Genomic DNA, 20,182 nt, shown 5'->3' with positions numbered 1-20,182 from the left:
ATTGAGCCTGCGTTCAGCCGTCGCGGCGTCCGCTGTTGTCCGCGCCGCGCGCGCCGAGCGGAACGCCCTGCCAGGCTGCCTCGCGCGCGAATGCCTCATAGTAGGACGGGATGAAGTGGAAGGGCGCCGCGCCCCAGCGATGGGCGGCGTCCGCGACCCGCAGCGCCGCCGGAATCTCGATCACCACCGCCTCGGGAAACCGCGCCGCGAAGGCCGCGTGCATGCGGTGCAGAAGCTCATTATGCGCCGCGCGCGAGACGATGCGGCCGGGCAGGATCTCGCACGCATCGGGGAGGGGGCGGGGGCCCTCCGCCGTGAGCGACGTGTCGGCCCAGAGGCAGGCGTGGAGCACGATCCGGCAGGCCGGAATCGTTCCCGTGTCAAAGGCGTGCCGCAGCCGCAGGAGGCCGTCCTCCCACGCCGCCCACGCCTCGTGCGAGAGGCGGGGGACACGGCGCGCCTGCGCCAGCGGCGGCAAATGCATGACCCCGCTGTCGATCAGCTCGAGACTTTCCGTCACCAGCGCTGCGCCGCAGGCGAGCAGGTCGAAGCGTTCGTCGATGAAGTCGAGGTACAGCACGTCCGGCCGGGCCGCCGCGATCTGCGCGACGGTGGTCTTGCCGAGTTCAGCGGTGAGCGAGCGCACGGTGAAGGTCTTGCCCGGCACGCCCGGCGTGATCCGCTCCACCAGGGCCGCCAGCGGATTGGCCGCACCCGCCGGCAGCGAGGCGCTGGCGAGCGAGGTCCGGCCGAGATAGAGCGTTGGGGGCACGCATCCCAACTCCGGCAGTTTCCACGCGTCGCGGGTGACGCAGCTGCCGAGGATAACGCGGCGCCTGTCGCTCATTTCAGGCCGAACGGGTCAGCTCGGCGGCCTGGCGAAAGGTCAGTGCGAACGGGTCCGCGATGCGGGCCCGCAGCGCATCGTCCGCCCGCCAGCGGCGCCGGTGCTCGCGCGGGATGGGTCGGCCGTCGGCATAGTGGCCATAGGCCCACCAGCCCGCCGGCAGGCCGACGGGCGCCTGCGCGGCGAGGGCGTCGGCGTACCAGGCCATCACCTCGGCGAGGGCGCTCGCGGTGCCGCCCTGGCGCTCCAGCATCAGCCGGCCGATGCCGGTGAATTTGGTGAAGTGGAAGAAGCGCAGCGGCACGCCGGCGGCGCGGATCACCCCGTCCGTGCCGATGCTGAGCGGGCGGTTGGCGACGTTCCAGCTCGCGACATTGTAGCCGGGATCGCGCACGATCTGCGTGCCCGGAAAGAACACCGGCACATGGTCGCACCAGCGCTGGTCGGTGAACAGGCCGGCGGGAATATCGTCGATACAGTGGACCTGGAGCCGTTCGTCCCACCACCGGGCGAAGCGGCGCCCCTCATCCCGTCCGCTCACCCCGATGAAGCCGAGATTGTAGATGCCGTGCTTCAGCGCGCCGATCTCATTGTCGAGCACACCGGCTGCCGTGGATTCCGGCACCAGCACATGCGGTGTCAGCAGAACATCGGCGGTGTCGAGTTGCTCGGCGAGCGCGGTCAGCGGGGCGAAGACAGCGATGTCGGGATCGAGATAGAGCACCCTGTCGGCACCCTGATCCAGCATATGGCGGAGCATCGCGCCCTTCACCGCGGTGCAGGCTTCCACCACATCATGGCCGAACAGCCAGCCGCGCATGTCGGCGATGGGGAGCGCTTCCGCCGGCACGATATGGTCGAACGCCGCCGTGAGCGGGTCGAGCGCGAACCCTTCCGGCGGGCGGTCGACGAGGCACAGCCAGATCACCCAGTCGGGATGCTGCCGGCGCAGGCTGTGGGCCAGCACCAGCGCCCGGTCGGCATAGGCGAGCGAGGCCGAGGTGAAGCAGTGGACGGTGCTGGCGGCCATGTGCGCGTCACCCATGGCGGGAGAGCGTCCGCATGCGCGCCTCGACCCGGCGGGCGAGCAGCCATTCCGCGCTCGCCCCGCCAAAAGCCAGCATGTGGCGCGCGCGGGACGCCTGCGCCAGCACCTCCTGCAGGCGCTCCTCGACGAACAGTGCCTCGAGTTCCTGCTCATTCATCAGCGTCAGCCCCTGCGCGGGCGCGTTGGCGGCGATGGCATGGGGCACGTTGCCGGCCTGCGCGTGCGTCACCACGAAGGCGCCAGCGGCCAGCGCCTCATGGGTGGTGAAGGAGAAGGTCTCGTGGCAGAGCGACCAGTTGATCACCACGTCGACCTGCTGCGCCAGCAGCGCGTCGATCATGGCGGTGGGGTGGTCCGGGCTCACCTGCACCGGCACGCACCGCACCGCCGGACTGGCGGGCAGGGCGGCGTCGATGCCGAGCTGAAGGAATTCGTAGCGCCCTGTGTCCGCGACACGCTCCGCCAGCGCGGCGAAGACCGGCCAGCCCTTATGCGAGGCGCGCGCGCCGAGATAGGCGACGCGCAGCGGCGTTCCGGTGCGGCGCGGGCCGGGCGCGGGCAGCGCGACGAGGCGGGCCGGCGGCAGCACGGCGGTGCCCGTCACCGGCCAATCGGTCCGGCTTTCCCAGAAGGCGAGCGCGGACGCCGAGGGCGCGAGCGCCACCGGCCGGAGCGCCGCGAAGAAGGCCGCGACGCGGGCGAGATGCTCGGGACGCGCGGCGCCATGGGCGCAGACCGTACAGGCGGCCGAGTCCACTGCCGGCCCGCCGCAAAAGGCGATGTCGTTGCGCAGCAACATGGGCTGGTCGCACAGCGTGCCGAAATCGTGCAGCCAGAACAGCCGCTCCGGTGCCTGCGTCGCCTCGATCAGCGCCTGAACCTGCTCCGGCGCATGGCCGGCGAGGTGGTGGACCAGCCCCGCCATCACCGCCTTCTGCCGCCCGAGTTCGCGGCAGGCGTCGAGCAGCGCGTCGAGGCGCACGAGGCCGAGATGCGTGCCGTCGATGCGGACCGAATAGCACGCCGCCGGATCCACAGCGGCGAGACCGGGGGTGGCCTGCGCCGGTGCGAGGTGCAGATAGCCCACCCCCTCGGCGGCGAAGGCCCGCTGTTCGGCGGCGATGACATTCTGCACCCCGCCGCAATGGGCGGCGTAGTCGTCATGGCTGAAGGCGATGACCAGCGGCACCTGCGGCAGACCCGCCGCCAGTGCCCTGGCCGACAGGGTCGGCGCCACGATGGCGGGTGCGGGGGGCGCCACGCGCCGCGCCCAGGCTGCGCGCAGGGGCGCCTGCCATGGCGGGAGGGGGAGCGCCGGGAGAGGTTCCCCCGGTTCGGCCGGCCCGCGCGGGGCCGGCGCGGCGGTGGCCGGACGGCGGGGCCGGGCGCGGCGGCGCGGGCGCTCATAGGCGGCGAGATGATCCTCGATCACCGCCACCGGAACCGGCGCGTCCGCCGGCACCAGTGCCCGCCAGTTCACCGCCTCCGGCAGGCGCTCGGGGTTCTTCAGCACCAGCTCGGTCTTCAGGAAGGGAAAGCCGCAGCGGCGTATCAGCACGCCGGCGAAGTGGTGCACCGGGTTGAGCGGCAGGTCGAGCAATTGCCGGCGCAGGGTGAACTGTCCGCCCGGCCCGGCCGCCAGCGCCCGGTTGCCCGGCAGCACCGCCAGCAGCGCCGCGATGTCGGTCTCGGATTGGAGCACGGCGTTCTCGATATCGTCATAGCCCCAGACCGAGGCGACGCGGTGGCCGAGATCGCGCATGTGCTCGCTGAGGCCGACCTCGAAGCGCTCGATGACGGTGCGCTTGTTGGCGGTGAGCCGCCGGGTGTGCAGGAAGTCGGCGACGTCGTCGATCGCCGCCTCGCCGCGCGCCAGCAGGAAATAGGATTGCAGGTGCGGGGCGTATTGCACGCTGTCGGTCAGGCCGAACAGCCCGTCCCCACCGGCGCGCAGGCGCTCCATCATGTCGTCGAGCGGGCGGAGCGGGCCGAGCACGGAATCGTTGACCAGCAGCAGCTCGTCCGCCCCGTCGAGAAGCTCCGGCCGCAGCGCCAGCGCGTCGCTCCAGGCGCCGAAATCCAGCCCGAAATTGCGCCGGTGGAGGATCAGCTCGACATGCTCTGCAATGGCCGCGCGGTCGGTGGCGTCGAGGCGCGGCGCGCTGGAGATGAACACGATGCGGAAGCCGAGGCCGGCATAGGCGCGCAGCTGGCGCACCACCATGTCGCTGATGCCGGAATGCGGCGCGAAATGCGCGTAGAGCGCGACCGCCCCGCCGCCGCCGGGAGCCGCGCCCGGATACTGCGCCAGCAGCCGGGAGGCCGCGCCACCCCAGTTCTCGCGCATGTCGGTGATCGCCAGTCGCGCCACGGTGCCGAGCCGCAGCAGGCGCGTCGCCAGCTTGGTGAGCGGCGCCAGAAGCCGCCGCAGCCGCCGCTTGCGCCGGGGCGGGCGCCGCAGGCGAAAGGGCTTGTCGCTGAGATCGCTGAGGCCGGAAACCGGCGTCGCGTGAGCGTCCTCCACGGTGGAGGCGGGGGGTAAGGGTATATCGCTCATCGTCGTCCAGGCGTCGGCAGGCTGAAAGGATGTCTGGCGCGGATCGGCCCGTCCGCGACAATCACGCGGGCGCCACTACCGACGTAGGGCCATCATGCGTCACTTATCTAACCGCAGGCGACTCCCCTGCACATCCCGAAAGTGCGTTTAGGCCACAAAGAGCTGAGGTTGCCGTGGCCACCTAGCCGCGCCGTCCATGCCCGCCGGGCAGGCGCACGCCGGGGGCGGGGCGCTCGATGAGCACTTCGCGGCGGAAGCGCACGAGCCGGGCGGGGCGCCCGCCCGTCTCGGCGGTGGTCTCGCCGGTTTCCTCGACGAGGCGCTGCTGCTCGATCAGCCGGCGGAAATTCTGCTTGTGCAGCCGCACGCCCGAGAGCGCCTCGACCGTGCGCTGGAGCTGCAGCAGGGTGAAGCTCGGCGGCATCAGCTCGAACACCACCGGGCGGTATTTGATCTTGCCGCGCAGCCGGGCGATGGCGAGCGCCAGCATGCGCCGGTGGTCCTCGCGCATCTCCGCGCCCGAGGAGCCCGGCGCCACGCGGTCGGAGCCGCGCTCGCGCAGCGCCTCGGCCACCAGCCCGGCCTCATAGAGCAGCTCATAGCGTTCGAGCACGCGCTCCTCGTTCCAGCCGGAATCGCCGCCGAAGCACAGCGTCACCCGTTCGACCCGCGTCTCCGCCATGCGCGGATTGGTCGCCGAGGCCGCCCAGGCGCGCAGGCCCGGAATCAGCGCGTCGAGCAAAGCCGGGCGGCCGTCCCGCCAGTCTTCCCACGGGAAATAGCGGTACCAGCTCTCCCACGCCGCATCGGCGTCGCCGGCCGGGCGGGCCTCGCGCACCAAAGCGAGATAGGCCAGCGAGAGGGCGCGCGCGCCGTCCTCGCCTCGGTCGCGGTCGCCGAAGGTGTAGAGCTGCTCGACATAGCCGAGTTCCTGCAGCGTCTGCCGCTCCACCCAGCTGCGCAGGCCGATTTCCAGCGTGCGGTGGCCGCGCTCCAGCGGGCCCGACGGCAGACCCTCGCGGCCATTGGCATGGCGGATGGCGAGCACTTTCGGGTCATCCCCCGTCACCGCCACGATGACCGCCGACAGGCCGATGGCGAGCCCCGGTTCCGGCATGCCTTCAGAAGCGGGGGAGGGGGCGGGCGTCATCGGGCTCCACGACGGCAAGGCTGGCGTGCGAATGGCGGTGTCGCGCTGATAGCATGGTTGCGCGCCCGGCGCTGCGATGGCAATCCGGCTTGAGACGAACCCTGAGCATGCGCGAGGTGGATGATGAGCAAGGTGACGCTTCCCGACGGTGAAAAGGTGCCCACCCTCGGCATCGGCACGTGGATGATGGGCGAGCGCGCAGCAGTGCGGAAGGAAGAGGCCGAATCGGTCCGCCTCGGCGTCGAGCTCGGTCTGAAGCTGGTCGACACCGCCGAAATGTATGGCGAGGGCGCCTGCGAGAGCTTCCTCGGCGATGCGTTGGACGGCTTGCGCGACAAGGTGTTCCTGGTCAGCAAGGTCTACCCGCACAATGCCAGCCGCGCCGGGGTCATCGCCGCCTGCGAGCGCAGCCTGAAGCGGCTGAAGACCGACCGGCTCGATCTCTATCTCCTGCACTGGCGCGGCGGCGTGCCGCTGGAGGAGACCATCATCGGCTTCGAGCACCTCAAGAGCACCGGCAAGATCCGCCATTGGGGCGTGTCGAATTTCGACACGGACGACATGATCGAGCTGGAGGAGACGCCGGGCGGGGAGGCCTGCGCCGTCAATCAGGTGCTGTACAACCTCACCCGGCGCGGGCCGGAATGGGATCTGCTGCCATGGCTCCAGCAGCACGAAATGCCGCTGATGGCCTATAGCCCGATCGAGCAGGGGCGGATCAAAACCGCCGGCGTGCTCACCGAGATCGCCGCCAAGCACAACGCCAAGCCGTTCCAGATCGCGCTCGCCTGGGCGCTGCGCTTCCCCGGCAATATCGTGATCCCCAAGGCGTCCCGCCCCGCCCATATGCGCGAGAATGCCGGCGCCCGCGACATCCGCCTCGACGCGGACGACCTCGCCGCGCTCGACAAGGCCTTCCCGCCGCCGAGCCGCAAGCGCTCGCTGGAGATGCTGTGACGGCGCGCCGTCAGGCGGCAGCCCGGCGGGGCGTCTCGGCGGCCAGATAGAAGCCGACCGCGCCGATCACCAGCGCTCCGCCCATCATCTGGGCGGGGCCAACCGCCTCGCCGAAGGCCAGCCACACCCAGAGCGGGCTCAGCACGATGTCCAGCAGCAGGACGAGGCTCGCCTCGCCGGAGCGGATGAAGCGGCCGCCCATCAGGGTGATGACATTGGCGAGGCCGGTGGTGAGCACGCCGAGCATGGCGCAGGCCATCAGCGCATGGCCGGAAGGCAGCGTGGCCGGGACGAAGGGAAGCGCGGCGAGCGCCGCCACCAGCGCGGAGGCTAGGCTCACCAGGGTGAGATCGAGGCCGGGATGCTTGCGCATCAGCACCAGCAGGCCGCCCCAGCACAGCACCATCGCCAGCGTCATGACGATGCCGGCCATGTCCGTCGGCGTCACGCCCGCCCCGGCGGTGATGACGACGCCGAGCCCCGCCAATGCCGCCGCGCCGCCGAAGCGGCGGGTCAGCGGCTCGCGCATCGCGAGATAAGCCAGCGCCGCGGCGACGAAGGGCATGATGGCGCCGACCGTCATCACGGTCGCCACCGTGGTGAGCTGCAGGGCGAGGATATAGGTCACGTTGCCGGCGACGCCGAGAAACACCGCGAACAGGCCGAGCGGGGTGATGAGGCTGCGCAGGGCGGCCCGCCGGTTCCGGCCGGTCAGCAGCCAGAAGGGCAGCAGCGCCAGCGCCGCGAAGAGCGAGCGCCACAGCACGATCGACCAGGAATCGAGCTGTGCCAGCCGCACGAAATAGCCCGCCGTGCTCCACAGCACCGCGCCGACGAGCACCAGCGCGAAGCCACCGGCGCGCGAGCGCAGCAGGGACGGCGCGGGCGGAGGGGCGACGCACGGCTCAACGCTCGACATGGGGTGGCCTCGACGGTTGCGGTTTCACTCTGAATAGGACAAAGTAGACCAGTCGTCTAGTGAGGAGGGCGCGAAATGTCGACGCGCGAAAAAATCGTCGCCGCTGGCCGCCGGGCGATGCTGGAGCAGGGCTATGAGGGCACCGGGCTCGGCCCGCTTCTGGCCTCCATCGCCGTGCCCAAGGGCTCGTTCTATCATTTCTTCCCGAGCAAGGAGGCCTTCGCGAGCGCCGTGCTCGAGGCCTATGCCGGGCAATACCGCACCCAGCGGCGCACGCTGTTCGCCGACGCGGCGCTGACCCCGCTCGCCCGTATCGAGCGGCATCTGGAAAAGCTCGTCGAGGACACGATGGCGGAGGGCGATGTCGCCGGTTGCCTCTATGGCGTTCTCGCACTGGCCGCACCCGGGCTCGGCGATGACCTCAAGGCGAAGCTCACCGACGTCTTCGGTAGCTGGCAGGCGGATCTTGCCGCCCTCATTGTCGAGGCGCAGCAGGCGGGCGAGGTCGATTCCGGGCTCGATGCGACGGAGGTCGCCGCCTACATCATCGACCTCTATGAGGGCGCGGTGCTGCGCGCGCGGGCGGGCGACGGCGGGGCTTTCGACCGCCTCGTCCGTTTCGCCCTGGCGACGCTAAAGGGGCGGGCGGGGTGAGCGCACAACCGGCGGCGTATCGACAGGAGGCGTATCGACAGCAGGCCTTGCCGGTTCCATAAGGCGGCGCGAGACCCTTTCGCCGCCAGCCGGACAAGCCCCGTGCCGCAGCCGCCGTCCATCCTGCTCGATCACGTCACCCTCACCCGCGGCGGGCGGGTGGTGCTCGACGATGTGTCGCTGGCGCTGTCCGAGCGGCGGATCGGGCTCATAGGCACCAATGGCTCCGGCAAGAGCTCGCTGGTGCGCCTGTTCAACGGGCTGCTGACGCCCGACAAAGGCCGCGTCACCGTCCACGGCATCGACGCCGCCGAGAGCCCGGCCGAGCTGCCGCGCAAAGTCGGTTTCATCTTCCAGAACCCGGACCACCAGATCATCTTCCCGACGGTCGCCGAGGAGATCGCCTTCAGCCTCGAACAGGCCGGCCGCTCGCGGCGCGAGGCGCGCGACGGGGCGGTGCCGGCGCTTGCCTGCTTCGGCCGGGAGGGCTGGGCCGAGCGGCCGGTCCATGCTTTGTCGGAAGGCGAGAAGCAGCTTTTGTGCATCATCGCCGTGCTGGTGATGGAGCCGGCGGTGATCGTGTTCGACGAACCCTTTTCCAGCCTCGATTTGCCCACCCGGCGGCGGCTGGAAGCGCTCATCGCCACCCTGCCGCAACAGGTGATCCTCGTGGCGCATGAACTCGACGCCTTCAGCGGTTACGACCGGCTGCTCTGGCTGGACGAGGGCCGCGTGCGCATGGACGGCCCGCCCACCGAGGTGCTCGCCGCCTACCGCGCTTTTGCCGAGGCGCAGGCGTGAGCGCGCCTGCTCCGCGTGTCCCGCAGAGGCGATGCGCGCGCCGTCCGTGTCCCGGACAAGCTGCACAAGGTGCAGCGCCGATCCGGGATCCAGGAGAGAATCCGCCGCAGGCGGCTAGATCTTGTGTGACACGAATCAGAGGCTTCGCCGACTCTCCCCTGGGTCCCGGCTCGGCGCTCCGCCTCCGGCGTCGCTGGGCCGGGACACGGGAGGCGCAGGCGTGATCTCGCTTTATCTGGCGGAGCGTACCTGGCTGCACGCCGTCCCCGCCGGCTGGAAACTCGCGGCGCTGGCGCTCATCAGCCTGCTCATTGCGCCGCTGGAAAACGTGGCCGTCATGGGCGCGCTCATCCTCGCCGTGCTCGCGCTCTATGCCTCGCTGGGGAAGGCGGCGCTGCGCCAGCTCCTGATGCTGCGCGCCATGTGTCCGCTCTTCGCGATCCTGCTGCTGTTTCACGCCTGGAATGGCGACATCGCCACCGGCCTTGCCGTGCTCGCGCGGCTCATTGCCATGATCCTGCTCGCCAATGCGGTGACTATGACCACGCGCATGGACGCGATGATGGATGCGGTCGAGCCGCTCCTGCGCCCGCTCGCCTGGGTTGGCCTGTCGCCGCGCGCGCTGGCGCTGATGGTGGCGATGATGATCCGATTCATCCCGCTGCTTTTCGCCCTGTGGGAAGCGCTGAACGAGAGCTATCGTGCCCGCACCGGCAAGCGCGGCGGCTGGCGTCTGCTGGCGCCGTTCTGTATCCAGACGCTCCGCCTGTCCCATCATACCGCCGAGGCGCTGAGCGCGCGTGGCGGCGCCCCGAGAGGAACCCGCCGATGAAGGATCGCTCGCTCGTCCAGATCGCCCTCTATGCCGCGATCTTCGCCGTGCTCGGCCTGCTGCCCAAATTCGACATTCCGCTCGCCGGCGGCGTGCCGATCACCGCGCAGAGCATGGGCGCGATGCTGGCGGGCGTGATGCTCGGGGCCTGGCGCGGCGGCGCGGCGATGGCGCTGATGCTGTTCGTGGTGGCTCTCGGCGCGCCCATCCTCGCCGGCGGGCGCGGCGGGCTCGGCGTGTTCTTCGGCCCCTCGGTCGGCTTCCTCTTCGGTTGGGTGGCGGCGGCCATCGTCGCCGGCGCGATCATGCAGGCGCTGCGCAAGGCGCCAGTGTTCCCGGCGGCGCTGGTCGCCTCGGTCATTGGCGGCATCGTCGTGCTCTATGCCTTCGGCATTGTCGGCATGGCCATGAAGACCCAGCTTTCCCTGCTCGACGCCACCAAGGCCTGCCTCATCTTCATTCCCGGCGACGCCATCAAGGCGGTGCTGACCGCGCTGGTCGCGCAGACCGTGGCGCGGGGCCTGCCGGAGGCGCTGCTCTCGCGCAACGCCTGATGGAAAGCACCATCGGCGCGGATCTCGCCGCGCTCGCCGCACGTGCGCCGGAGCGTGTCGCGCTGGTGTGCGAGGACGAACGCCTCACCCGCGCCGCCTTCGCCGCCCGCGTGGATCGCCTCGCCGGCTTTCTCGACGCCCGCACCGCGCCGGGCGCGTGCATCGCGCTCGCCATGGGCAATGATCCCGCGCTGGTGGAGCTGTTCTTCGCCTGCGCGGTGAGCGGGCGGCAGGCGCTGGTCTATGATCCCGGCTGGCCGGCGCAGACCCGCGCCGCGATCGACGCCGCGCTCGCACCGGCGCTGATGCTCGACGCCGCCCCGGCCTTTGACGACACGCCCGGCCCCCCGCCCGCGCCGCCGACACCTGACACGCCCTTCTATGTCGGTTTCACCTCCGGCTCGACCGGCATCCCGAAGGGGTATCGGCGCAGCCACCGCAGCTGGATCGACAGCTTCACCGTCACGGCGGTCGAGTTCGGCCTCACGTCCGACGATGTGGTGATGGCGCCCGGCGGCCTTGCCGCCTCGCTGCACCTTTATGGCGTCGTCCATGCGCTGCATGTCGGCGCGCGGGCGGTGATGATGCGCGCCTTCCACCCCCGCCGCGCCTTGCGTCTCATCGCGCGGGAAGCGGTGAGCGTCATCTATCTCACCCCCACCCAATTGCAGATGCTGGTGGAGGCGGGGCAGGGCGCCATTTACCCCAGCGTGCGGCTGATCCTCATTTCCGGTGCCAAATGGCGGGCGGACACCCGCGCGGCGGTGGAGCGCCTGTTCCCCGGTGCGGCCATCGGCGAATTCTACGGCGCCTCCGAACTCTCCTTCGTCACCATCGCCCATCCGAATGAGCCCGTGCCGCCCGGCTCGGTCGGCCGCGCCGCCCATGGCGTCACCCTCTCCATCCGCGACGCGCAGGGGCGCGAGCTGTCGGCGGGGGAGGCCGGCGCGATCTGGGTCGGCTCGACGCTGCTGTTCGATGGCTATGCCTGCGGCGGCAGCGATGAACTCGGCCGCACGGAGGGCTTCATGAGCGTCGGCGACCATGGACGGCTGGACGCGGCCGGCTTCCTCTATCTGCATGGCCGGGAAAAGCGGATGCTGGTCACCGCCGGGCTCAATGTCTACCCGGAGGAGGTGGAGGCGGTGCTGACACGCCTGCCCGGCATTGAGGAGGCGGCGGTGTTTGGCCTGGCCGACGATCTGCGCGGCGTCGAACTCGTCGCCGTGTTGCGGGGGGACTTTCCGCAGAGCGGGCCGGATGCTCCCGCCCTGCGCGCCGCCTGCCGCGCCTTTCTCCCCGCCGCCAAGATTCCCCGCCGCTTCCTCGCGCTCGCCGACTGGCCGCGCACCTCTGGCGGCAAGGCGGACCTTAGGGCGCTGGAGGCGCTGGCGCGCGAGAGGCTGTCCCACGCGAGGCTGGGTCGATGAGCGGCGCGTATGTCCTCGCCGCCCGCCGCACGGCGGTGGCGCCCCGGCGCGGAGCGTTCAACGCCATCGAGGCGCATGACCTTGCCGCCCCGGTGCTGCGCGCGTGCCTTCAGGACGCTGGCATCCCGCCCGAGGCCGTCGGCCATGTCATCCTCGGCAATGCGCTGTCCGGCGGTGGCAATGTCGCGCGCCTTTCAGCGCTGGCGGCGGGCATCCCGGCGCATGTGCCGGCCTTGACCCTCGACACGCAATGCTGCTCCGGGCTCGACGCCATCGCGCTCGGCGCGCGCCTCGTCGCGAGTGGCGCAGCGGAAATCGTGCTGGCCGGCGGGGTGGAAAGCTGGAGCCGCGCGCCGCTGCGCGCCCGGCGCCCGCGTGAGGCGGGTGAGGCGCCGGCCTTTTATGAGCGCCCGCCCTTCAGCCCCTTCCCGGATGCCGACCCGGACATGCTGGAAGCGATGGCCGCGCTCGCTGTCGAACGGGGCTATACCCGCGCCGTCCAGCACGGGCTGGCGGTGGACAGCCACGCCAAGGCGCGCGCGGCCCGCGACCGCATGGCGGCGGAAATCGTGGCCATGGCCGGGCTCGCCCACGACGCCTTCACCCGCGACCTCACCCACCGCCTCGCCGCCCGCGCCCCTCTCGTCGCCGGGGAGGGCGCCTGCGCGCTCGACGCCACCACCGTCGCGGTGGAGGCGGATGCGGCCGCCGGCGTTCTGATCGTCTCCGCCAAGGTGAAGGAGCGCCTTGGCCTTCCCTCCTGCATCGTCGCGGCGGCCGCGTCGGCGGGCGGCGTGCCCGAGCGGCCCTATGATGCGCTGGTGCCGGCGGTGCGGGCGGTGCTCGATCAGGCGGGAAGCGCACTCGACGCGCTCGCCGTGCTCGAACTGATGGAAGCCTCCGCGCCGCAGCTTCTGGAGAACCGGCGCCAACTCGATCTGCGGGACGACCCGCTCAACCGGGGCGGCGGGGCGCTGGCGCGGGGCCATCCCGTGGGCGCGTCCGGCGCCATCCTCGCGGTGCGGCTGTTCCATGAACTGGCGCGGGAGACGCCGGGGGCTCTGGGCCTTGCCGCCATCGCCGCCGCGGGCGGTCTTGGCAGCGCGCTGATGCTGCAGCGCAGCTAAGCCTTTGTTTGCGTGCGGCCTCCGGTTGTGCAGGATTGCTGACTGGAATCATTCTCTCGGACGTCGCGCCGGCGCGGGGGCAGGAGCGGACCTACGGGAATGGCGGACGCACCGGAATGAACGCGATCTCATCACGCCAGCAGGATATTCTGATGCTGGCGCGGGCGCAGGGGCGCGTCAGCGTCGAGGATCTGTCGTCGCGCTTCGACGTGTCGCCGCAGACCATCCGCAAGGACCTCAACGATCTCTGCGTGCGCCGGCTGATGTCGCGCGTGCATGGCGGGGCGGTCGTCGCCTCGGGCGTCGAGAACCTCGCCTATGAGGCCCGCCGCGCCATGGCGCAGGGCGCCAAGCGCGCCATCGCCGAGGCCGCCGCCGACATGGTGCCGAACCGCGCCTCGCTGTTCATCAATATCGGCACGACGACGGAAGAGGTCGCCCGCGCGCTCGGCGACCATGAAGACCTTCTGGTCATCACCAACAACCTCAATGTCGCGACGCTGCTCTACCGCCACCCGAAGATCGAGCTGATCATGGCCGGCGGCCCGGTACGCCATGCCGACGGCGCGGTGATCGGCTCGGCGGCGGTGGATTTCGTCCGCCAGTTCCGCGTCGACTATGCGGTGATCGGCGCCTCCGCTATCGAGGAGGACGGCACGCTGCTCGATTTCGACTACCGCGAGGTGCAGGTCGCCCGCGCCATTATCGACAATGCCCGACAGGTCATTCTGGTGGCCGACCGCTCCAAGCTCGAGCGCACCGCCCCGGTGCGCATCGGCGCCATGGCGGAGATCGACACCTTCGTGACCGACGTCGTCTCCTCTCCCTCGCTGCGCGACGTCTGCGCCCGTGACGCGGTCGAACTGATCGAAGTCGGCTCGCGCGACGAGGACGGGTTTTAGGTTCCTACCCCTCCACCGGCGCGAAGGCGTCGACGTCGAACATGCCGTGGTCGGTGATCTTCAGATGCGGGATCACCGGCAGCGGCAGGAAGGCCACTTGGAGGAACGGCTCGGCCAGCACGACGCCGAGCGCCTTGGCGGCGGCGCGCAGCGGGATGAGGGCGTCATGCACCTCCTCGAAGGAGCCCGCCGACATGAGGCCGGCGACGGGGAGCGCCAGTTCGGCGGTGACCTTTCCGCCTTCCGCCACCACGAAGCCGCCCTTGATGGCGATGAGCCGGTTGACCGCCACCGCCATATCCGCCTCATCCGCGCCGACGACGCAGATATTGTGGCTGTCATGGCCGACCGAGGAAGCAATGGCGCCGCGCTTCATGCCGAAGCCATGGACGAAGCCGCGGCCGATATTGTCGTTCTTGCCGTGGCGGGCGACGACGCAGACCTTCACCGCGTCCTTGGCGAAATCGACCTGCTTCTCGCCGTCGATCACCGGCAGGTCGAAGGTGAGATCCTCGGTGATGATGCGGCCGGGCACCACGCCCATCACCCGCGTCGCCGGCGCGGTGGCGGGGATGCGGAAATCGGCCGCCGTCACCTGCCGCGCCTTCATCGAATCGAGCCCGACCGGCTCCACCGCGCCGCGCGTGGCGAACAGCGCCTCGCTCACCAGCCGCCCGGCAGAGATGACCTGACGCACCGAGCACGCTTCGAGATCATCCAGCAGCACGATGTCGGCCCGGCGCCCCGGCGCGATGAGGCCGCGATCGGTCAGGCCGAAAGCGTTGGCCGCCGACCAGCTCGCCACGCGGTAGACATGGTGCAGCGGCGCGCCGCGCGCGATGGCGGTGCGGATCATGTAGTCGAGATGGCCTTCCTCGGCGATGTCGAGCGGGTTGCGGTCGTCGGTGCAGAAGGCGAGGAAGGCGGAGGTGTCGGCGGTGATCAGCGGGATCAGCGCGTGAAGGTCCTTGGAGACCGACCCCTCGCGGATCAGCACCGTCATGCCCTTCATCAGCTTCTCGCGGGCTTCCGCCAGCGCGGTCGCCTCATGCTCGGTGCGGATGCCGGCGGCGATGTAGCCATTGAGGTCGCGGCCCCCCAGCAGCGGCGCGTGGCCGTCGATCCGCCCGTCGGAGAAGGCGGAGAGCTTGGCGAGGACGCCGGCATCCTTGAACAGCACGCCGGGGAAATTCATGAACTCGGCAAGGCCGATGCCCGAGGCATGGCCCCGCAGGGCGATGAGGTCGCCCGCGTCAAGCTCGGCGCCCGAGGTCTCGAAGGCGGTGGCCGGCACGCAGGAGGAGAGCTGCACCCGCAGATCCATGATGGTGCGCTCGGCGCAGCGCTGGAAATAGCGGATGCCCTCGGCGCCCAGCACATTGGCGATTTCGTGCGGGTCGCAGATCGCCGTGGTCACGCCATGCGGCAGCACGCAGCGGTCGAATTCCAGCGGGGTGACCAGCGAGGATTCGACATGAAGATGGGTGTCGATGAAGCCCGGCACGGCGAACAGGCCGGCGCCGTCGATGGTCTCGGCGCCCTCATAGCGGTCATAAGTGCCGACAATGCGCGAGCCGACGATGGCGATGTCGGTCTCGGTGATCGCGCCGGTGATGACGTCGAGCAGGCGGACATTCTTGATCACGAGGTCCGCCGGGGCGACACCGCGCCCGGCATCGATGAAGCGGCCGATCTCGGCGGGGGAGAGCTTGCTCATGCGGCATCCTTCCAGGCGCTGGCGGCGTCCAGCTTGTCGATTTCTCCCGTGGTGAGGTCAAGCGTGGCAGCGGCGATGAGATCGCCGAGCTGTTCGGGGCGGGAGGCGCTGGCGATGGCGGCGGTGAGGCTCGGGCGCGCCATCACCCAGGCGAGCGCCACCTGCGCCGGGCTGACGCTCCGGGCGGCAGCGACCTGATCGAGCGCGGCGAGGATACGTTCGCCGCGCGGGTTGAGATAGGTCGCCACCACCTCCTCGCCGCGCGCGCTCTTGGCGGCGTCGGCGGGCGTGCGGTACTTGCCGGTCAGGAAGCCGGCGGCGAGCGAGAAATAGGTGATGACGCCGAGCCCGTTGCCCCGGCAGATCGGCTCCAGCTCGGCCTCATAGCCGGCGCGCGCGTAGAGATTGTACTCCGGCTGCAGCGTCTCGTAGCGCGGCAGCTTCTCGCGCGCGGCCACCGCCAGCGCCTCGAACAGCCGGGCCGGGCTGAGGTTGGAGGCGCCGATGAGCCGCACCTTGCCGGCGCGGATGAGACCGTCATAGGCACCCAGCACCTCCTCGAACGGGGTGTCCGGGTCGTCCCAATGCGACTGGTAGAGGTCGATGTAATCGGTCTGCAGGCGGGTGAGCGAGGCCTCGACGGCGCTGGCGATGTAGTCGGGCGCGAGGCAGACCTTGCCGCGCCCCATGTCCGAGCCGACCTTGGTGGCGATGGTGAGCTTGGCGCGGTTGCCGCGCGCCTTCATCCAGCGGCCGATGATCGCCTCGGATTCCCCGCCCTGATTGCCGTCCGCCCAGCGCGAATAGACATCGGCCGTGTCGATGAAGGTGAAGCCCGCCTCCACGAGCCCGTCGAGCAGGCGGAAGGAGGTCGCCTCGTCGGCGGTCCAGCCGAACACATTGCCACCGAAGCACAGCGGCGGGACCAGAATGTCGGAGCGGCCAAGACGGCGCAGTTCCATGGGTCAATTCCTCCGGCAGTTGGGCGGCGGAGTGTAGGGCAGACCGCGCCGGGCGCTAACCACCCTTGTGTTGTATCTTCGGCGGGGTGGGGAAAGGCGACGGCCTCCGTAAAGGCTCCTACAACAGGATGCCTGTTAGCCATCCAAAGCCGGCTGTCGCTCCTCCGCCTGCGTGGAAAAGCAGTGCGGACTGCGTCAATCGGTTGCCGATCGGTGTCAAATCACTCAACAGGAAGTGTCCTGAAAGGCCGAGATTGACGACGCCCTCCGGGTGATTGGATGAATGCCGAACCCAGCCGACGGGGGAGAGGGTCTCGTCGGCAAGGCTCCACACATCGGACCGCAGATCTGCGAGTAAGGATCGACTGGCCGCGGCATCGCACCAGCGGGCGACGGCCAGCAATCGTCTGATGATGGAGGAATGCAGGCCGTCGAGCGAGCCAAGCGTGGAGCGGCTCCGGCGGATGATGAGAGGGGTGATGGTTGTCATCCGAACACGGCGCGCTTCGTGCGGTGGAGAGGCCCACCATGAAAGCGCGCGTGTTACGGACCGGATATCAAGGGGGACGCGCTGCATGCCCGATCGCCGCAGGGCGATACCAGCCACGGGAGCCAACCGCATGGCAGCCTCGATCTCCTCCGCCCAGAGATCGGCGAAGCCGAAAAGCCGCAGGCGCCAGATGATCGCGTCCCGCTCACGATGCGCGGCTATCGCGTAGGGACGGATGGCTTCTTCGCTACCGGCGCGAAAGAGCGGTCCGAAGAGAAGGTGCCACGCCTCGGCTCCTGTCGGGCCCATTGCCTCCAGGCGCCGGCCAAGAGCTCCCCGGAAACGGTCACCGAGATCAGGGAGCTCTTCCATGAGAGGCGGCGCCGTCATCACCAGGGTGAGATCGGTCCAGTGCAAGGCGGACAGCAGCGTTTCGAGATCGCCATGAACCTGTGGCGACGACAGTCGCCGTTCGATGATCCGTCGGAAATCCGCGTCTGGAGCGGCCGCAGCGTCAGAAGAGATAGTAATCGCCAGCCTCCACCGCGGGGGTCGGTCCATGGACGATCGTGCGCATCGCGTCCGACGCGCCGAGGCGATAAACCCGCAGGCTGTCGTCGGGGCCAATCAGCGCGGCGGATCGTCGGACGAGATTCCGTAGCTTCCCTTCGCCGATCCACCCTTCAAACACGCTCTCCTGAACGCGGATAAGTTCCTCTTCCAGCAGGGATGCGAGGCGGTCGCGGACCGAGTCCTTGATGACATCGTAGCAGACGACCGCGAGAACCTTGGCTGCCATCCTCAATAATCCATTACGTAAGGCTCGAACGGCTCGTCCTCTTGGATCGTGCGAATGAGGGCGAGGATGTCGTGCTCGATCAGGCCGCGCCATACCGTGTCACTGCCGAGGCGGTGGTTTCTCACCGGCCGCGCCAGCCAGCCTTCATAGGCTCGGGTGAGCGAGAGTCGCGCGTCCGGCGCCATGACGAGGCTGCCATCTTCACGCCGGTCGAACTCGGCGGCGCGCAGGACGCGGTTGTTGACGAGATAGACGGCGAAACCCTCGACCAGGGGCGCGCGGAACGGCTCCATGATATCCCAGGCCAGGGGCGCCTCCAGATCGCGCGCGCCATGCAGGAAGCCGATCCCCGGATGCAGCCCGTGCCGAAGCAGCAGGGTTTCCACGTCGCGCGCCAGCAGCCCGGCGGCGTAGTTCAGAATGAGATCGGTCGGTGAGGCGGGGGGCTGCCGTTCGCGGCGCGTCAGGCCGAAGCCGTGCTCGAACATCTGGCCCAGCGCCGGCCAGTACAAGGCGGCGGCTTCTCCCTCGACGCCCCTCACGGCATCCTCACGCAGGGCGATACCGAGCTTCAGCGCGATGCGGCCGATCTTGCTCGCGGTCTCCGCGACGGCGCTGTGCTTGCGGCGCCGGTTGAGCCGGTTCAGCAGCGCCCGCTGATTACGGATGCGGGCGCCGGCGAAGGCGCGGGCGATGGCGAGCCCGCGCCGCGGGTCGAGCCGCGTGCCGGCCTGCGCCAGATGCCGCGCGCCGTGGTCGGGGGGCGGGGCGAGGGTGCCCAGCGTGCGCCCGCTGCCGCTCACATAGGCGACATGGATGCCGTAGGCGAGCGCCTGGCGCAGGGCATTCCCATCAGCCTCCGCGTCGGGGCCGATCTCGATGCGGTCGAGCCGGCGCGGGGCGAGCAGCGCGACGGTCTGTCCGTCCTCCATCACGGCGAAGGCCTCACCGCGCAGGCTCAGCCGGCGGCCGGGCGTGAGCAGGTAGAGTGGCCGAAGGACCGGGGCCAGATCATGGGTGGCGGGCGCGCCTTCGGCCGCGGGGGCATTTTCGGGCGTGCCGGCGTCCAGTGTCTGGGGCGGCGTCGCGTTGGGCGCCGGCGTAAGGCGTGGGGCGGCGTTCGCATCCGCCGGCGCCGGCAGGGCGGCGTCCATCGGATTCCCCGCCGACCATGCTCCGGAGGGTCCGGCGATGCTCATCGCCTCGTCTTCCTCCTCCTCCTCCAGCACGGTGCCGGCCAGCACGAAGCTCTTGACGAATTTCCGCCCCAGGAACTGGAAGCCGCGGTCGAAGTCGATCAGCCGGGTCTTGTCGAGATTGAGCCGGAGCCCGAGTTCGCCGAGAATGTCACGCACCCGCTCCAGCGCCGCCCCGGCACCGTCGGGACTGCGGCAGAGAACGAGAAAATCGTCGGCGAAACGCACGAGACGCACGCCGCGCCCGGTGAGGCGATCATCGAGATGGTCGAGATAGAAGTTGGAGAGCAGCGGCGAGATCGGCGACCCCTGCGGCAGGCCCCGCGCCTCGGGCTCGGCGGAGAGCCAGCGACCGATGAGCCGCACGACCGGCGGCTCTTGGATCGCCTCTCCCAGCCGCACCAGCAGCGGGCCGTGCGGCACATGCTCGAAGAAGCGCTCGATATCGGCGTCGACGACGTGGCGGTAGCCCTCCCGATAGAGTTCCTGCACCCGCGCCACGGCTTCGGTGACACCGCGACCCGGCCGATAGCCGAAGCTGGCATCGGAGAAGGTGGGTTCCAGCCGCGGCTCCAGCAAAAGGCGCAGCGCGCTCTGTGCCACGCGGTCGCGCACGCAGGGAATGGCCAGAGGCCGGCTGCCGCCGGAGCGCTTGGGAATGGCGGTGCGCCGCAGCGGGCCGGGCCGGTAGGCGCCGCTGGCGAGGTCGGCGCGCAGCCGGGCGATCTCGCCATCCAGATTGTGACCGAAGCTGTGGACGGTAACGCGGTCGCCCCCCGGTCCACCGACATTGGCCAGCACGCGCGCCCAGCCCGCCAGAAGGGCGGCTGGCGTGCACAGGTTTTCGAAGATATTCGAGTGCAATTCCACAGGGTCGATCTATAACTCAGAAATGAGTGTCAAACGCAGGTGCCATGTGGAAGCTACCGACAAAAATCGCTCTTGACGAGGGGTTTCCAGAGGCTAAGTTAGGCGCACCTCAGCGCGCCCGAGCGCTTAGAAACTGAATGTTCATCATATCTATCTCCATACCGCGGGTTAGGCGCACCTCAGCGCGCCCGAGCGCTTAGAAACATCTCCTTCCTCGCTATGCCTCCAAAACGAGGTTAGGCGCACCTCAGCGCGCCCGAGCGCTTAGAAACATGGAAACTCCATCACATCGATGAGCCTGTTAGGCGCACCTCAGCGCGCCCGAGCGCTTAGAAACTGGCCTCCATTGGCTGGCGTCGGAAATTAAGTT

18 protein-coding genes and 1 CRISPR repeat array (1 of these 19 cut by a window edge) are annotated in these 20,182 nt (G+C 69.8%); of the genes, 8 read left to right on the top strand and 10 right to left on the bottom strand.

Annotated features, from left to right (window positions below; translation table 11 throughout):
• Positions 1-13: 13 nt before the first annotated feature.
• The 4 genes from AncyloWKF20_RS11375 to AncyloWKF20_RS11360 all read right to left on the bottom strand — a co-directional run bounded on the left by AncyloWKF20_RS11375 (position 14) and on the right by AncyloWKF20_RS11360 (position 5,602).
• Positions 14-847 carry a DUF6270 domain-containing protein gene (locus AncyloWKF20_RS11375; RefSeq protein ID WP_279314184.1) on the bottom strand — a complete coding sequence of 278 codons (834 nt, stop codon included), beginning with the start codon at positions 845-847 and terminating at the stop codon, positions 14-16.
• 1 nt (position 848) lies between these two features.
• Positions 849-1,877: a hypothetical protein gene (locus tag AncyloWKF20_RS11370; protein ID WP_279314182.1), complete on the bottom strand. Its 1,029-nt coding sequence runs from the start codon at positions 1,875-1,877 to the stop codon at positions 849-851.
• 7 nt (positions 1,878-1,884) lie between these two features.
• Positions 1,885-4,452 (bottom strand): rhamnan synthesis F family protein, encoded by a 2,568-nt coding sequence (locus AncyloWKF20_RS11365; protein ID WP_279314181.1) that lies wholly within the window; start codon positions 4,450-4,452, stop codon positions 1,885-1,887.
• A 181-nt stretch (positions 4,453-4,633) separates the two neighbouring features.
• The gene (locus AncyloWKF20_RS11360) at positions 4,634-5,602 is read right to left on the bottom strand and encodes a hypothetical protein (RefSeq protein ID WP_279314180.1); all 969 of its coding nucleotides are present in this window, start codon (positions 5,600-5,602) and stop codon (positions 4,634-4,636) included.
• 123 nt (positions 5,603-5,725) lie between these two features.
• On the opposite strand from AncyloWKF20_RS11360, the gene AncyloWKF20_RS11355 reads away from it, so the two are divergent.
• Positions 5,726-6,559 carry an aldo/keto reductase gene (locus tag AncyloWKF20_RS11355; RefSeq protein ID WP_279314179.1) on the top strand — a complete coding sequence of 278 codons (834 nt, stop codon included), beginning with the start codon at positions 5,726-5,728 and terminating at the stop codon, positions 6,557-6,559.
• A 10-nt stretch (positions 6,560-6,569) separates the two neighbouring features.
• On the opposite strand, the gene AncyloWKF20_RS11350 is transcribed toward AncyloWKF20_RS11355, so the two are convergent.
• Positions 6,570-7,478 (bottom strand): DMT family transporter, encoded by a 909-nt coding sequence (locus AncyloWKF20_RS11350; RefSeq protein WP_279314178.1) that lies wholly within the window; start codon positions 7,476-7,478, stop codon positions 6,570-6,572.
• Positions 7,479-7,553: 75 nt separating this feature from the next.
• Between AncyloWKF20_RS11350 and AncyloWKF20_RS11345 the strand changes: the two genes are divergently transcribed.
• From AncyloWKF20_RS11345 to AncyloWKF20_RS11315, 7 genes are all read left to right on the top strand, one after another.
• Complete coding sequence (locus AncyloWKF20_RS11345) at positions 7,554-8,132, top strand: TetR/AcrR family transcriptional regulator (protein WP_279314177.1); 579 nt, start codon at positions 7,554-7,556, stop codon at positions 8,130-8,132.
• A gap of 102 nt (positions 8,133-8,234) precedes the next feature.
• Entirely contained in the window at positions 8,235-8,933 is a 699-nt protein-coding gene (locus AncyloWKF20_RS11340; protein WP_279314176.1) for an ABC transporter ATP-binding protein, read from the top strand.
• Positions 8,934-9,153: 220 nt separating this feature from the next.
• A complete protein-coding gene (locus AncyloWKF20_RS11335; RefSeq protein ID WP_279314175.1) occupies positions 9,154-9,765 on the top strand; it encodes an energy-coupling factor transporter transmembrane protein EcfT in 612 nt (203 codons plus the stop codon).
• Positions 9,762-10,319 carry a biotin transporter BioY gene (locus tag AncyloWKF20_RS11330; protein WP_279314174.1) on the top strand — a complete coding sequence of 186 codons (558 nt, stop codon included), beginning with the start codon at positions 9,762-9,764 and terminating at the stop codon, positions 10,317-10,319. Before AncyloWKF20_RS11335 ends, AncyloWKF20_RS11330 begins: the two co-directional genes overlap by 4 nt.
• The gene (locus AncyloWKF20_RS11325) at positions 10,319-11,749 is read left to right on the top strand and encodes an AMP-binding protein (RefSeq protein ID WP_279314173.1); all 1,431 of its coding nucleotides are present in this window, start codon (positions 10,319-10,321) and stop codon (positions 11,747-11,749) included. The genes AncyloWKF20_RS11330 and AncyloWKF20_RS11325 overlap by 1 nt, the downstream gene beginning before the upstream one ends.
• Entirely contained in the window at positions 11,746-12,876 is a 1,131-nt protein-coding gene (locus tag AncyloWKF20_RS11320; RefSeq protein WP_279314172.1) for a beta-ketoacyl synthase N-terminal-like domain-containing protein, read from the top strand. Before AncyloWKF20_RS11325 ends, AncyloWKF20_RS11320 begins: the two co-directional genes overlap by 4 nt.
• A gap of 116 nt (positions 12,877-12,992) precedes the next feature.
• Positions 12,993-13,778, top strand: a complete 786-nt coding sequence (locus AncyloWKF20_RS11315; protein ID WP_279314171.1) for a DeoR family transcriptional regulator — start codon at positions 12,993-12,995, stop codon at positions 13,776-13,778.
• 4 nt (positions 13,779-13,782) lie between these two features.
• Here the strand turns inward: AncyloWKF20_RS11315 and ade are convergent, their stop codons facing one another.
• The 5 genes from ade to cas1 all read right to left on the bottom strand — a co-directional run bounded on the left by ade (position 13,783) and on the right by cas1 (position 19,812).
• Positions 13,783-15,495, bottom strand: coding sequence for an adenine deaminase (ade, locus tag AncyloWKF20_RS11310; protein ID WP_279314170.1), 1,713 nt, complete (start codon positions 15,493-15,495; stop codon positions 13,783-13,785).
• Entirely contained in the window at positions 15,492-16,457 is a 966-nt protein-coding gene (locus tag AncyloWKF20_RS11305) for an aldo/keto reductase (RefSeq protein ID WP_279314169.1), read from the bottom strand. Before AncyloWKF20_RS11305 ends, ade begins: the two co-directional genes overlap by 4 nt.
• Positions 16,458-16,575: 118 nt before the next feature.
• Positions 16,576-17,508 (bottom strand): hypothetical protein, encoded by a 933-nt coding sequence (locus AncyloWKF20_RS11300; protein WP_279314168.1) that lies wholly within the window; start codon positions 17,506-17,508, stop codon positions 16,576-16,578.
• A complete protein-coding gene (gene cas2 / locus AncyloWKF20_RS11295; RefSeq protein WP_279314167.1) occupies positions 17,462-17,746 on the bottom strand; it encodes a CRISPR-associated endonuclease Cas2 in 285 nt (94 codons plus the stop codon). Before cas2 ends, AncyloWKF20_RS11300 begins: the two co-directional genes overlap by 47 nt.
• A gap of 2 nt (positions 17,747-17,748) precedes the next feature.
• Positions 17,749-19,812: a CRISPR-associated endonuclease Cas1 gene (gene cas1, locus AncyloWKF20_RS11290; RefSeq protein ID WP_279314166.1), complete on the bottom strand. Its 2,064-nt coding sequence runs from the start codon at positions 19,810-19,812 to the stop codon at positions 17,749-17,751.
• Positions 19,813-19,909: 97 nt separating this feature from the next.
• A CRISPR array of direct repeats spans positions 19,910-20,182; the repeat unit is 37 nt; unit sequence GTTAGGCGCACCTCAGCGCGCCCGAGCGCTTAGAAAC (it continues 34 nt past the right edge of the window).

The sequence above is a fragment of the Ancylobacter sp. WKF20 genome (assembly GCF_029760895.1).
In the GTDB taxonomy this organism is placed as follows: Bacteria; Pseudomonadota; Alphaproteobacteria; order Rhizobiales; family Xanthobacteraceae; genus Ancylobacter.
The sequence above is the reverse complement of the archived record's forward strand: the minus strand, read 5'-3'. Positions and strand labels throughout refer to the sequence as shown.

What these genes read in the sequence shown, in the direction of transcription:
- AncyloWKF20_RS11375 (WP_279314184.1), bottom strand. Translation starts at nt 847, where the DNA reads ATGAGCGACAGGCGCCGCGTTATCCTCGGCAGCTGCGTCACCCGCGAC.
- AncyloWKF20_RS11370 (WP_279314182.1), bottom strand. Translation starts at nt 1,877, where the DNA reads ATGGCCGCCAGCACCGTCCACTGCTTCACCTCGGCCTCGCTCGCCTAT.
- AncyloWKF20_RS11365 (WP_279314181.1), bottom strand. Translation starts at nt 4,452, where the DNA reads ATGAGCGATATACCCTTACCCCCCGCCTCCACCGTGGAGGACGCTCAC.
- AncyloWKF20_RS11360 (WP_279314180.1), bottom strand. Translation starts at nt 5,602, where the DNA reads ATGACGCCCGCCCCCTCCCCCGCTTCTGAAGGCATGCCGGAACCGGGG.
- AncyloWKF20_RS11355 (WP_279314179.1), top strand. Translation starts at nt 5,726, where the DNA reads ATGAGCAAGGTGACGCTTCCCGACGGTGAAAAGGTGCCCACCCTCGGC.
- AncyloWKF20_RS11350 (WP_279314178.1), bottom strand. Translation starts at nt 7,478, where the DNA reads ATGTCGAGCGTTGAGCCGTGCGTCGCCCCTCCGCCCGCGCCGTCCCTG.
- AncyloWKF20_RS11345 (WP_279314177.1), top strand. Translation starts at nt 7,554, where the DNA reads ATGTCGACGCGCGAAAAAATCGTCGCCGCTGGCCGCCGGGCGATGCTG.
- AncyloWKF20_RS11330 (WP_279314174.1), top strand. Translation starts at nt 9,762, where the DNA reads ATGAAGGATCGCTCGCTCGTCCAGATCGCCCTCTATGCCGCGATCTTC.
- AncyloWKF20_RS11325 (WP_279314173.1), top strand. Translation starts at nt 10,319, where the DNA reads ATGGAAAGCACCATCGGCGCGGATCTCGCCGCGCTCGCCGCACGTGCG.
- AncyloWKF20_RS11320 (WP_279314172.1), top strand. Translation starts at nt 11,746, where the DNA reads ATGAGCGGCGCGTATGTCCTCGCCGCCCGCCGCACGGCGGTGGCGCCC.
- AncyloWKF20_RS11315 (WP_279314171.1), top strand. Translation starts at nt 12,993, where the DNA reads ATGAACGCGATCTCATCACGCCAGCAGGATATTCTGATGCTGGCGCGG.
- ade (WP_279314170.1), bottom strand. Translation starts at nt 15,495, where the DNA reads ATGAGCAAGCTCTCCCCCGCCGAGATCGGCCGCTTCATCGATGCCGGG.
- AncyloWKF20_RS11305 (WP_279314169.1), bottom strand. Translation starts at nt 16,457, where the DNA reads ATGGAACTGCGCCGTCTTGGCCGCTCCGACATTCTGGTCCCGCCGCTG.
- AncyloWKF20_RS11300 (WP_279314168.1), bottom strand. Translation starts at nt 17,508, where the DNA reads ATGGACCGACCCCCGCGGTGGAGGCTGGCGATTACTATCTCTTCTGAC.
- cas2 (WP_279314167.1), bottom strand. Translation starts at nt 17,746, where the DNA reads ATGGCAGCCAAGGTTCTCGCGGTCGTCTGCTACGATGTCATCAAGGAC.